Source organism: Agathobaculum sp., assembly GCF_022775115.1.
In the GTDB taxonomy this organism is placed as follows: domain Bacteria; phylum Bacillota; class Clostridia; order Oscillospirales; family Butyricicoccaceae; genus Agathobaculum.
On sequence record NZ_JALFLA010000047.1, the window covers coordinates 1 to 13,381 of the forward strand.

Below are 13,381 nucleotides of genomic sequence, written 5' to 3' on the forward strand. Positions count from 1 at the left end.
CAAAGCTCAAGTCACTGAGCACAAATTTGGACGCGGTGTTGCTCGCCAGATTGCCGTCCGAGTCGGTCAGCTCGCTGATATTCAGCAAGAGTGCCGGGTCAGTCTCATCAAACGATATGGATGCGCGGTAGATGCCCTGAATCAGCGTCTGGTCAGGCCGATTGGTCTCGTTATTGACCAGCTTGATGTTCAATTGCTCAACTGAGAAGCCTGCGCCCAGATTTTCCTTGTCATAGGTGACGTCGATCTTGACATACGAGGACAGCTCGTCGATCAATGTGTTGCGCTGATCGCGCAGCTCAAGCGCCGAGTCGCCGTTGATGTCAGAGCGGCGGATTTGCTCATTGAGCTCCTGTATCTTCTCCAAAATGCCGTCGACCTTCTGGACGTTCTGCTCATAAATCGACCGCTCGTTGTCAAACGCGGTCTGCAAGTCGGTGGCCGTCTGGTTAAGCAGCTGGCAGAGCGAGTTTGCCGAAGCACGCACCAATGTGTCAAACTCCTGCTCGCCGACGTGCTCGGTGTTCAGCCTGCTGATGCGGTCAAACAAATCCTGTATCTGCGTAGTGATGCCGGTCTTGTTGACATCGTTGATGACGCTCAGCACCTGCTCGAGACCGCCCAGCGTCGCTTCCGTCGAGCCAACGCTGGACATTTCCTTGCGAAAGCGGATATCCAGATAAGGGTCACGCAGTTGCGATACGCCAGCCAGCATAACACCCGAGCCGACCGAAGCCGAATTGTTGGAATGGTAAAGTCCCGAGCCGTTTGTGATAAAGCTGTACTGGTCAAGCCGCTGCCGGGTATAGCCCGCCGTATTGATATTGGAAATATTTTGTCCCGTTACATTCAGCGCCATCTGGCTGGCGATCATGCCCAGACGCGCTACGGTAAATTCACCAAAAGTAGCCATTCTGTTTTTCCTCCATGCTCTGCGTCATGCGTGAAAATCGGTATGCGCACCGCTGACAGACGCGGTTCTCTCCTGCGCCTGTGCGGGGTCGATGCCCATTCGTGTCATCATGCCCTCCACCTCGTGGAGACTGCACTCCAACGCGCTACGCGCGACCTCGCTTGCGCTTTGCAGCAGGCGGTACTGGTTGGCCGCCTGCTCGGCCGCGTTTTTTACAAGCTGGCGGGTCTCCTCATCGGGCGCGCAGTCGGACAGCTCAGAGAGCCGAAGCGTCTCAATCCCCATAGCCTGCTGCTGCTTCGCGCGCTTGAGGTCGATATTGCGCAGCGACAGCGCCAATGCCTGCTGCTTTTTCATGCATTCGGCCAGCGCGGCCAAATCGTCCGTGTGTACGGCGGCCGCCACTGTCCTTTGCGTTTGGGTCAACTCGTCCATCGCGCGCGTCAGCTCCCGAATCAGCTCGACCATACTGACAAAATCCTGCTTCATCCTCCCGCACCTCCGAACAATAGGATCTGTACCGCCAGTTCGTCAATGCTGTACCGGTATGTTCCGGCCTCCACCTGCTCACGCAGGCGGGGCACCTGCTCGCTCTGCTGCGTGCGCACTTCTTGCGCGATCCGTCCCGCCAACTCACGGGCAAAGCGCTGCTCTTGCGTATACTGTGTCGTGGTTAACTCCACCCTATCATACTGCCGGGCGCGTCCCGCCGCGCCGTCCAAGCCTTCCGCCTGTGTGCAGTGCATCTGGAGAGGAGTTACTCCTCCGGTTTTTGTAATCATCATAGTGCTGGTCAACTCCTCCCTTGCGGCGTCAACAATTATCTGCGCACAACTAAATAACAACTATATTAGCTATCGGAATTTACTGGCGAAAAATAAACGATAAATCAAAAAAAATTTTTGATTTATCGTTTATTGTATTCATATTAACAATTAGTTAACAGCAAAATGACACAAAAAGCCCAACCAGCTCACGTGCGGATGCTCTCCAAATGGCGCACGAGCACCCCTGCGATGTTCTCACAAGAGGCCTGCTGCGCTACCGCGCCAATCTCGTATGCAACCATAGGCATACCGTATACCACGCTGGATTCCTTATCCTGCCCGATTGTGAACGCGCCGCGTTTTCTCATCTCCAGCAGCCCCTCCGCGCCGTCGCGCCCCATACCGGTCATGATGATACCCACCATGCGGCAATGGACGCTCTGCGCCATTGAGCGGAACAGCACATCGACCGAGGGGCAATGTCCGCTGACCTTCGCCCCCGGCTGACAGGATACTGCGTAATGCGCGCCCTGACGCACGACACGCATCTGCTTGTCACCTGGTGCAATCAGCACGCGGCCACGCTCGATGATATCACCGTTTTGTGCCTCCTTGACCTGCATCGGGCAAGTGCGATCCAAGCGCTCGGCATACATTTTGGTAAAACCGGGCGGCATATGCTGCACTACCACAATGCCGGGCGTGTTAGCGGGCAGACGCTTGATGACCTCCAGCGTCGCCTCGGTGCCGCCTGTTGACGCACCTAAGCCGATGATGATATCCGACGCGGTTGTGTGCAGGGACAGCGCCGCCCCCGCCTGCTGACCTGCCGGCGCGCCGTTTCGCACAGGCAGCCGACGCACATGCGCGCATGACGCGATCGAAATCTTGTTGGCCAGCGCGCGGATGAACTTTTCGTTGGACGTCGATTTATCCGGCTTGCGCACAAAATCCACCGCGCCCACCGCCATCGCGTCGAACACACGCAGATCAAGCGATGAGACCAGAATGATCGGGATGGGATACTCAGGCAAAATGCTTTTGACAAATTCAATGCCGCTCATGCCCGGCATCTCCACATCAAGCGTCATCACGTCGGGTCTCAGCTGCGGCAGCTTTTTGCGCGCGTCCATCGCACTCGTCGCCTCGCCGACCACCTCTATATTCGCATACGACCGCAGCCCCTCCCTGATGATGCGGCGCGCCAGCATGGAGTCATCTACGATCATTAGACGGATCTTTTTCACACCGACAGACATATTATCCACCTCGCTTGCAAAATTACCTCAATCCCGGCGGAATATCCCGGGCTTAACCATATGATACGGGCTGTTTTTGCCAATGCTCTCTGAAAGCCCGATAATCAGATATCCGCCGGGTTTCGTGGCGTTGTGGAAGCGCTGTACCAAGGCATCCTTGGTTGGTTGGTCAAAGTAAATCATGACGTTGCGGCAGAAGATCACGTCAAACTTCAGCTTGAACTGGATGGGGTCCATCAGGTTGAAGGTTCGGAAGATCACGTTTTGGCGTATCTCCGGTGCGACCGTGTACCGCCCGCTTCCGTCCCCCCGCGGGCGGAAATATTTCTCGCGCCAAGCCGGCGGCATATCCATCGGCAGTTCATAGGACGGGTCATGCGCCGCGGTCAACGCCCGGTGGGAAATATCCGTAGCTAGCACGCGCGTATCCCATGCACCCGCGCGCCCGCCCAGAAATTCCTTGATGTACATGGAGATATTGTACGGCTCCTCGCCGCTTGAACAGCCGGCGCTCCAAATCGACAATACCTTTTTTTGTTCATTCTTCGCCACGATCTCAGGCAGGATTGTATCGGCAAAGAACTCATAGTGCTCTTTCTCCCGCATAAAATAAGTATAATTGGTCGTCAGCTTATTGAGCACCATTTCTATTTTTGATTTATTCTTTTCTGTAAGCAGCTCATCGATAAACTGGGTAAAGCTCGTATATCCCTGCGCCTGCAGCGTTCCCGATAAGCGGCTGTCTATCAGCAGTCGCTTTTGCGATAAATTGATACCGTAATTATCATGCATGAAGCGGACTAACCGATTAAAATCTGCATCGGATAACTTCAGCATTTTCAATGCTTATCCCTTCTTCAAATCAATATCTGCGGCTCAATCGGACAGCAGCAGATGGCAATCGAGCACCAGCATCGTACCCGAGCCGTCCGGCATGGACGACATGCCGGAAACATACTTCTGCGCATTATGCTCCGGCACTGCGCGGATGCTCTGCTCCGGAATATCGATGATCTGGCAGACTGTGTCCACCAGAATACCGATCTGCATCTCATCAATATTAAGCACCACGATGCAATCGGTATCGGTCGGCTCAATATTCAGGCGCAGCCGCATGTCGATCAGCGGAATCGTCTGCCCGCGCAGGTTGATGATGCCGCGCACATACGACGGCACCATCGGCACACGTGTGATCGTGTGGCTGGTGATGATCTCCACTACATTTTCGGCCGCAATGCCAAACAGCAAATTATCAGTCTGGAAGGTAAGGAATTTGCGTGTTGCAATCTCGTCGATCTGCTTTCCATCCTCCATCTGCTCCTGCTCGGTCGCAAACAACATGTTTTCGTCAGACATAATTTCGCTCCTCCCGTATTCAGAATGGCCGGAATCCGTCAATAGCCCGCATAGCCTGCCGGCACGCCCATCAGATTAGCGACCTCCAGAATCAGGCTGATATTACCGTCGCCCAGAATCGTACAGCCGACAATGCCCGCATCCTTGATGCCGAAATTATTCAGATAAGACGGCAGCGGCTTGATAACCACCTGCTGCTCGCCTAGCAGCTCGTCAACAAACAGGCAGTACGAGCTTTCGCCGGTCTCCACCCAAACGAGGATACCGTCCTCCATGCGGGTTGCCTGCGTTTCGATGCCATAGGTCTGATACAGGCGGACGACCGGATAGAAGTTATCCATCCGATGCACCATTTCACCCTGCATCGCGTCATGTATAATGTCGTCCTCGGTCACCTTGAACGACTGCCGGATATTCTGGATCGGGATGGTGAAGATCGAGTTGCCGACCGAAACCTCCATGCCATCCATGATCGCGGTGGTCAGCGGGATCTTGAGCGTCGTGCAGGTGCCCTTACCCAACTCGCTGGTCATGATGACAACGCCGCCGACCGATTCAACGTTCTTCTTGACTACATCCATGCCCACGCCGCGTCCCGAAAACTCGGTCACCTCGGTGTTGGTCGAAAAGCCCGGCATCATCAGGAAGTTTAGTATCTCCTTCTGGCTGTACTCCACATCCGGATTGGCCAAGCCCTGCCGCTGCGCCTTGCGCAGCACCGCATCGGGGTCGACACCCGCGCCGTCATCCTCGATCTTGATAATGACCTCGCTGCCGGTGTTCTGCGCCGACAGGATGATCTCACCCTCGGGGTCCTTGCCTGCGTCGATGCGGTCCTTCTCGTTCGCCTCGATGCCGTGATCCATCGAGTTGCGCACGATATGCATGATTGGGTCGCTGATCGCGTCGACGATGGTCTTGTCGATCTCGGTATCCTCACCGATGATGGTCAGCCGCGCGGGACGTCCCAGCTTTTGACCCATATCGCGCACGATGCGGCGCATCTTCTGGAATGTGCCCGATACCGGCACCATGCGGAGCGACATCGAGATATCCTGCAACTCGTCAGTCAGCTTGCGCAGCTGGCGCGCGGACTTATTAAAGTTATCCAGCTTGACGCCCTCCAGCCCGCGCAGATCGGGCGAGGCGGTTACCATCGCTTCGGTGATAACGATCTCTCCCACGACGGCCATGAGCTGATCGAGCTTGGAAAGGTTTACGCTGATAAGGCTCTGCTTGATCTGGTGTCCCGTACCCTGTGCGGCGGCCGGTGCAGCCTTGGGAGCCGGCGCGGGTTTGGCAGCGGGCGCTGCCTTGGCCTCCGCCTGCGGCGGCTCGGCGGGTGCGCTCTTGGCCTCCGCCTTGGGTGCGGGCAGCGGGTGGTCGATCGTCTGGAAGTTCTTTACAAAGCCCAAACCAGACACGATCTCGATCGCAGCCTTGCGGTCGGCCGCGCTGGTAAAGTGCATCAGGAAGCCGTTCTCCGCGATCTCGGCCGCGCGCTCGGTGTTATCTTCCATATCCTCCGGCTCAAAGAGGAAATCCGGACAGCAGTCTCTGACATCGCTGACCGTCATGTAGGCGCGCAGGTTCTCCATGCCGCAGCCCTCGTCCAAAAAGACGCGCAGGCAATAGGCATACCGTGCATCCGGCGGCGCGGTCTCCGCCGTGGGAGCGACCTGCTCCCCCTGCGACGCCCCCTTCTCTTCGGCGGGCTTCTCCGCTTCGGCCTTGTCCTCCGCGGGTTTATCCTCCGCCGCCTTGTCTCCTTTAATTTTGTCAATGAACATATTAATTGCATCTACAAAACTGTCGATATTCGTAGAAAGAGGTTCTCCGGCTTCGATCTTGCCGACCTGATTTCTGAAGTAGTCAATCGACTTAAACAGAAGATCGAACAGTTTGGGCTTGTCCTGCTCGGGGATCACATCCATGCTTCCCTCCCGGATGAGGAAAAACATGTCCTCAATGCGATGCGCGATGGTCATCAGCGGCTCGAATTCCATCATCGCCGCCGATCCCTTCAGGGTGTGCATAATGCGGAAAATCTCGTTTACGTCATCCTGTGACAGAGTATCCGCCTGCTCAGCCGTCAGCATAATATTATCAAGCTGTTCCAACAATGTATTGGTCTCATACAAATACATTTCCAGAATGCTATCGCCACCATTTGCCATAAACCGATACGCCATCCTTTCTTAATTTTGATAACAACGCCTATTTTATAAATTCGACCAAAACCAGCATCAATTAATAATGCATTCCATAATTTTTTCTGTAAACGAAACGGAGCGCCATCATGCAAAATATCACAAGCGTTACAAATCCTGTTCCCGGTCAAGAGGGCAATACATACCGCTCGCCCATCACGCCGAACGACCCTCAGATCCAAAACATTCCAGACCCCTCGCGCGTCGGGCGTGCGGACGCGCGCAGCGACCGGCAGGATACCGCCAACATGAATGCCGCGCGCCGGTTCGACTCTTACTTCCGCGCCTTTATACAGGAGCTGCGCGCGTCCGGCTCTATCTCGGAGACCGGCCTGCATTTTCTCATCTCGCAGGCGGGCAAGCTGGTCACCTCGGGCATGACCGCCGGCATCGGCGAGGAACTGGCGCAGTTTTTGCAGATGATCCAAGTGCAGCCCGAGCAGTTGCTCGATTTGCTGAAAAATCAAGTCGGATCGGGGCAGCGTTTTACCGGCCCGCTCTTTGACACGCTGCGCAGCGCGCTGGGCAAGCACCCGTCGGACGGCCTGAAAAACGATATCGCGCAGTTTTTGCGCAGATATAATAATTTCTCCTCAACCGCGCACATTGCCCGCAACATGCAGCGCACCATCCGGCAGATGTCGTGGTTCATGCCCGAGCGCTTCGGCAGCACGCTGCAAACGCAGCTCTCCCAGCTTGACGAGCTGCTGGGCAAGGGCGACCGCGCGGGCGCGCTCAAGCTGCTGCAAAACACGCTGATCCCCTATATGTCGGACTATGTTTCGCAGATGCACGACCGCGGCATCGCCCGCAGCCTGCTCAGCATGCTGCTGCTTGACATCACGCGCTTTGAAAATGGCTCGCCGGAAAACATGCTGCAATCCTTTTACCAGCTGCTGGGGTATTCGTCCATCCGCGATCAATTCAGCGGCATGGACGCGCAGGAGCTGCGCGCGCTGCTTGAGCAGAGCGCCCTTGCCACCCAGCGGACGGAAAACCCGCTGGCTGACCGGCTCTCGTCGCTCTCCGCGCAGGCCGTCCGGGGGGACGGCGGCGCCGAGCTGCGGCAGACCCTGCAAGCGCTGATGGACTCCATTCTGGTCAACCAAAGCGTGTATATGCCGCTGGCGCACGCCATGCTGCCGGTCGAGATGGACGGCCGCATGATGTTCTCCGAGCTGTGGGTCGATCCCAACGACGAGAGCGGCGGCGCCTCGTCCTCCGGCAAGACCATGCGCCTGCTGCTTAAGTTCGACATTCAGGAGCTTGGCCTGTTCGACCTCGTGCTGACCATGCACGGCGACACGGTAGAGGCCAACCTGCACTGTCCGCCCGCGCTCGGCGCGTTTTCCCGTATGTTTGAGGAGAAAATGACCGAGCTGGCCGCGCGCAACGGCCTGAAGGCCGCCGCTGCACGCGTTTCGCCGATGGACCGCCCGCTGACGATCTCCGAGGTTTTCCCCAAAATATTTGAAAGGATGGACAGCATCAATGTCTCCATATAATCCCAGTTATGACCGCAAGGCGGTCGCGCTGCAATATGAAAACGGCGCGCCTGCGCCGGTCGTCGTCGCCACCGGCATGGGATACCTTGCCGAAAGAATCGTTGAGGTCGCCGCGGAAAACGGCGTACCTGTGTACGAGGACAGTTCGCTGGCCACCATGCTCTCACAATTGCAGCTCGGCGAGCCAATCCCTGAGTCACTTTATCGGCTTATTGTCGATATTTATGTTTACTTCCTGCATTTTGATCCCAACAACCCGCAGCAGCCGCGCGTACCGCGTCAGGCCGCCGCTGCCGATCCAGAAGAGGAGCCCGCATCATGAATCAAAAATCACAAACCCCATCCACCTTCATCCTGCTCAGTGACCAGCATGAAACGCTGGCCAGCGCGGTTCTGGTCGAGCAGCACAGGCAGCACAAGGTCCTGCGCCTTACCTCTCCCCCCCGCGGCGACCTGTTCCACTACCCTTACATCAATGTGCTCAGCCACGGCACCGAGCCTTCCCTCTCTTGGCGCGGCGAGGTCACGCAGGTGCGCGGCGACCTGCTTTATTTTGAGGCTACTGAAAAGGCCGACCCCCAACTGCGTCGGCTGTTCCGCATCCCCCTTGTGTTCCACTCCTATATCACACCCCTTTCCCCGCCCGGCGCGCGCCTGCCCATCAGCAGCAAGGATATCAGCTGCGGCGGCATTGCCCTGTATGCGTCCGCTCCGCTTCAAAAGGGCGATGTGTACGAGATCATCATCCCTTTCACCGAGCCGCCGCTGCTGCTGGTCATGCAGGTGCTCCGTCCGATCTCCGAGCCGCAGCATCTGTATGCGTGTGAGTTTGTCGATCTGCTGCCGCAGGAGGAAGCGCTTTTGCAGGAGAAAATCTTTGATTTCAGCTTGCAGCGGTCGCATCACTAAAAAACGCTGAACGTGAAACTACAAGACAAAGGTGTGCAATTATGATGAAACTTTTGACCAAGCTATCCGCCCGAGCAGGCAAGCGCGTGGGTGCGCTGCTGCTGTGCTTTGCCGTATTGTTCGGCTCGCTTTCTTTTCCGCTGCCCAAGGCGCAGGCTGTCGACTGGCAGACCCCCTATTTGAACCAGCTGGTCTCTTGGGATGTGATGCGCGGCGACCAATACGGCAACCTTGATCCCAACCGCAACATCACCCGCTCAGAGTTTGTCACTATGCTCAACCGCGCCTTTGGCTACGAGCAAACCGGCAAGCAGCCGTTCAGCGACGTACGCACGAGCGACTGGTATTATGATGATATCAGCATCGCCTATACGGCCGGTTATTTCAAGGGAACCTCCGGCTCGACCGCTTCGCCCGAGGCCACCATGACGCGCGAGGAAGCGGCGACGATGGTGTGCCGCAATCTGATGCTCCAGCCGCAGGCGGCCGAGGATCTGTCCTTTACCGACAGCCGCACAGCCAGCAGCTGGAGCCGCGGTTACATCAAAACCGCCGCTGAGGACGGCATTCTCCGGGGATATCCGGACGGGTCGTTCCGTCCGACCGCGAATATCACCCGCGGCGAGGTCGCTGCCATGCTGGTGCGCGTCATCGGCACACCCATCCAGACCCCCGGCACCTATACGGACAGCGTCTCCGGCAACCTGATGGTCACAAGCTCGGGCGTTACGCTGCAAAATCTTACAGTCACCGGCGATTTGTACATCACCGGCGGCGTCGGGCTTGGATATGTGACGCTCAACAACGTGACCGTCTACGGCAAGATCGTCGCCAGCGGCGCGGGTGAGAGCAACAAGGGTGAAAGCAGCATCATCTTGAAAAACTGCACCGCACCTGAGCTGATCGTCGACAGCGCCTCCAACCAGTATGTCACCCTGCGTATGCAGGGCAATACCGACATCAACGACGTGTATGTGCGCACCAACACCTACATCGAAAGCAAATCCACCGGCCGTCACGGCTTCCAGCACATCACGGTCGACGGCGAGGAGGGCACGCGGCTCGATTTGGCCGGCAACATCCGTGACGTTATCGCCATGACCCCCAAGACCGCGATCAATATCGGCAGCGGCACCGTGCAGACGCTGACCATCGACGAGAAAGCGCCCGATTCCACGGTCAACATCGCACAAGGCGCGTCGGTAGACACGATGAACCTTGATACCGCCACCCGCGTCACCGGCAAGGGTGATATCCAGGTTCTGAACGTCAACGCCCCCGGCTGCATTGTTGAGATGCTGCCCGATATCATCAACATCCGCCCGGGCATCACGGCCAACATCAACGGTATCGTGATGGACAGCACGATGGCCGAGCAGATGTCGGACTCCCCCCGCATCCTCAGCGGCTATCCGCGCATGTCCGATATTGCGCCCAATCAAGCCGAGGCGACCTTCCAAACCAACAAACCCGGCACGCTGTACTGGGCGATCCGCCTGAGCGGCGACGGCGCGTTCTCCGCAAGCGACCTGATCAAGCCGCCCACCTATGGCGCGAAGATCGTCAAGAGCGGCAACCTGTCGGTCAAAGACGCCAAGACCAACCTTGTACAAAAAATCAACGGCTTGCAGCTGGATACCTCGTATGTACTCTCGGCCGTGCTGGTCGACAGCCGCGATAAGCAGAGCACTGTCAAGAGCGTATACTTCACCACGCCTGACAACAGCAAACCCGCCTTTGCCTCTGGCTATCCGGTCGCCACCATCATCGAGGACACCTATATCGACTTCGACGTGGCGCCGACCAAGACCTGCCAACTGTACTGGGCAATTTATAAGAAGGGTATGCCCGCCCCGACGGCAAACGATTTCAAATCCGGCACGCTGAGCGGAGCGATCGACTCAGGCAAGCTCGCGGTCGTGCGCAGTGAGGAGGACACCATCCGCATGGGCAATGTGGAGGAGACCGCCAAAAACGCGCTGGCCGAAATGACCGAATATGACGCATACTTCTTCCTGACCGATACCATCAACGATTCGACTGTGACCAAGGTCGCAGTCAAGACCGCCGACCGCACCCCGCCTGTCTTCCGCACCAACTATCCGCGTATCAGCAAGATTGACGCCAAGGCGCTGACCGGCGAGGCCATGATCAACGAGGACGGCAAGATCTACTGGGCGATCGTGCTGCACGGGGCGGACTACCCGGTGGCCAACGCCGCGCTGACCGACCCCGAAGCCATAGAGCTGGATAAGAAGCTCCAGATCAAGGGCGGCATGTACGCGGTCAAGAGCGGCTCGTTCACCGCAAAGCAGGACGCGGCCGCCAGCGTCAACCTGAGCGGGTTGGAGGCCGAGACCGCCTATGACATCTATTTTGTGGCGGAGGACACGTCGGGCAACCTGTCCGAGATCGCCGCGCTGATGAACGCCAAAACGCTCGACCAGAACGCGCCCAAGCTGCTCGAACCTCTGCTTTTCTCACAGGCCAACGAAAACAATATCCCTCTCGCCGACACGGACGTCACGCTGGTATTCAACGAAGATATTTACAGCACGCAGACCAAGCTATCGCTGGTCGAAATGTACCAGTCGGATAAGGATTCGTTCCTCATCGCGGGCAGCAAGGATGACAAAACCGTCACTTGGGAAGAAGTCATCAAGGGCATGTTCGTGCTGAACAATCTGGATATCAGCGACCCTGACAAGTCCGTTCCGCTGACGCTCGGCAATCTCGGCAGAGAGAACATCACCGTCAGCCTGAACGAAAACGGGCAGACCGAGGTCACCTTCACCAAGGACGCGCTGCCGCTGCTCAGCGGCACCCGTTACCAGTTCGTGCTCAATTACATCACGGACTCTTCAAGCAACAACATGGCGCGCAATACCCTGTCGCCCGAATTCCGCGTGCTCGACGCGCAGATCGACTTTAACGAGCTGGCCTTCTATTCGGGAACAGTAGGCGGACAGAACACCAAGTTTGATAAGACCTTCTCGATGATACCCTACGGCGAGAGCACAAAAAATGCCTCCCCGACCACCTGCTACGATCTGCTTATCACCGCGGACACCACGATCGTGTTCACACTGTATCAGCGCGACCACGCGGAGGGTATCGACGCGCCTTGGAGCAAGGTCTCGAACAAAGACTTCAGCATCACCAAATCATCCTCGCAGCAGTGGGTCGCTGTCAGCTTGAACCGCATCCTCGGTCTCGAGCCGGACCAGTACCCCACTGTGCCGAGCATCGCGAGCAAGGACTACGCGATTGTCATCAAGAGCATCAATAACAGCACCGAGAGCGACAAATGGGACGCGACCGTCAATCTGCAGGTGTTCTGTGTGGCGGGCAACGCGGGCAATCTGTATAACTTCACCAACCAGACGATGGACAACACCTCGTGGAATAATTATGTCGAGCAGGGGCGCAACTTGTCCGTGATCGGCAACCCGCCGTCGTTCAAGATGCAGATCATCCGCAGCAACCAGAGCGCGCCGCAGTTTGCCGAGGGCTATCCCCGCATTTACCCGGGCGACTCGGTCACCCGCATCGACTTCCAGCTTGACCGTCAGGGCGAGTTGTACTATGTCGTCGCGCCCAAGGGTAACCTTGCGCCGCGTGATCAGAACGGCAATTCGCTCGAGAACAGCATCATCAACGTCGGTGCGATACGCGATGATGGAGACGCTAAGACCAAGCTGCCCGGCGCAGCGCGCGACCACGGCATTACCCAACCCACCGTTTCGGATATCATGTCCAACCCTGGGCAGTATCCCACCAGCCTGGGCTACCACCACGGCACGGTCTCCTACACCGGCAGCGGCCTTGCCACCTTCTCTGTAGAGGGTCTGAGCGCAAATGCGGAGTACTATATTTATTTTGTGCTCAAAGGCTCGTATCCGACACCCTCTCTGGTGATGTGTTATTCCTTCTCCACAGACGATGCCATCCCGCCGACGCTCACTGTCAACAACAGCGGTCCCAGTCAGGCGGCCTACTCTGTCTCGCCCGGTGGTGGGCAGTCCGAAGTGCGCGCCAACGTGTATTGGGCGCTGTATCCGTTCTACACCGGCAGCGGCTTCCCGGGCAGCTTCAGCACCAAGATCACGCTGTCGGGCGGCCAGCAAGTGCCGGTTTACGAGGCAATGGCCAGCGGTGCGTTTGATACCTGGACGCCCGACCCGAACAAGCCCAACGAGCAGAATCTGAAGAACAATCTGTTCGGCATCCTGCAAGGTGGCGGCGGCAACGCAACGCCCGCACCGGTGCAGACCGGCAACTCGCTTGACATCCCGGGCGACAACAAGCCGTATACGATCATCGACCCCGAACTGCTCAACGACAACACATACTATATCCTGTTCGTCGCGGCGCAGAACACGCTGGGCGGCACGCCGGTATTCCGCACGATCACCAACATCCAAAAGGTCAATCTGAACGGTCCGCGTATCACCAGCATCGA

11 protein-coding genes are annotated in these 13,381 nt (G+C 57.3%); 4 read left to right on the forward strand and 7 right to left on the reverse strand.

Features of this window, described 5'->3' with window-relative positions:
• The 7 genes from MR935_RS05970 to MR935_RS06000 form a co-directional block, all read right to left on the reverse strand.
• On the reverse strand, positions 1 to 913 hold a 913-nt coding region (locus MR935_RS05970), incomplete at its 3' end, for a FlgK family flagellar hook-associated protein (RefSeq protein WP_290571928.1).
• A gap of 24 nt (positions 914 to 937) precedes the next feature.
• Positions 938 to 1,402 carry a hypothetical protein gene (locus MR935_RS05975; RefSeq protein WP_290571929.1) on the reverse strand — a complete coding sequence of 155 codons (465 nt, stop codon included), beginning with the start codon at positions 1,400 to 1,402 and terminating at the stop codon, positions 938 to 940.
• A complete protein-coding gene (locus MR935_RS05980) occupies positions 1,399 to 1,698 on the reverse strand; it encodes a flagellar biosynthesis anti-sigma factor FlgM (protein WP_290571930.1) in 300 nt (99 codons plus the stop codon). Before MR935_RS05980 ends, MR935_RS05975 begins: the two co-directional genes overlap by 4 nt.
• 188 nt (positions 1,699 to 1,886) lie before the next feature.
• Positions 1,887 to 2,939 (reverse strand): protein-glutamate methylesterase/protein-glutamine glutaminase, encoded by a 1,053-nt coding sequence (locus MR935_RS05985; protein ID WP_290571931.1) that lies wholly within the window; start codon positions 2,937 to 2,939, stop codon positions 1,887 to 1,889.
• A gap of 27 nt (positions 2,940 to 2,966) precedes the next feature.
• Positions 2,967 to 3,776 carry a CheR family methyltransferase gene (locus tag MR935_RS05990; RefSeq protein ID WP_290571933.1) on the reverse strand — a complete coding sequence of 270 codons (810 nt, stop codon included), beginning with the start codon at positions 3,774 to 3,776 and terminating at the stop codon, positions 2,967 to 2,969.
• Positions 3,777 to 3,815: 39 nt separating this feature from the next.
• Entirely contained in the window at positions 3,816 to 4,295 is a 480-nt protein-coding gene (locus tag MR935_RS05995; protein ID WP_290571935.1) for a chemotaxis protein CheW, read from the reverse strand.
• Positions 4,296 to 4,333: 38 nt separating this feature from the next.
• Positions 4,334 to 6,472, reverse strand: a complete 2,139-nt coding sequence (locus tag MR935_RS06000; RefSeq protein WP_290571936.1) for a chemotaxis protein CheA — start codon at positions 6,470 to 6,472, stop codon at positions 4,334 to 4,336.
• 122 nt (positions 6,473 to 6,594) lie between these two features.
• On the opposite strand from MR935_RS06000, the gene MR935_RS06005 reads away from it, so the two are divergent.
• The 4 genes from MR935_RS06005 to MR935_RS06020 form a co-directional block, all read left to right on the forward strand.
• Positions 6,595 to 8,010: a hypothetical protein gene (locus tag MR935_RS06005; protein ID WP_290571938.1), complete on the forward strand. Its 1,416-nt coding sequence runs from the start codon at positions 6,595 to 6,597 to the stop codon at positions 8,008 to 8,010.
• Positions 7,997 to 8,332, forward strand: coding sequence for an EscU/YscU/HrcU family type III secretion system export apparatus switch protein (locus MR935_RS06010; protein WP_290571940.1), 336 nt, complete (start codon positions 7,997 to 7,999; stop codon positions 8,330 to 8,332). Before MR935_RS06005 ends, MR935_RS06010 begins: the two co-directional genes overlap by 14 nt.
• Positions 8,329 to 8,919, forward strand: a complete 591-nt coding sequence (locus MR935_RS06015) for a PilZ domain-containing protein (protein ID WP_290571941.1) — start codon at positions 8,329 to 8,331, stop codon at positions 8,917 to 8,919. Before MR935_RS06010 ends, MR935_RS06015 begins: the two co-directional genes overlap by 4 nt.
• A gap of 41 nt (positions 8,920 to 8,960) precedes the next feature.
• On the forward strand, positions 8,961 to 13,381 hold a 4,421-nt coding region (locus tag MR935_RS06020; RefSeq protein WP_290571943.1), incomplete at its 3' end, for an S-layer homology domain-containing protein.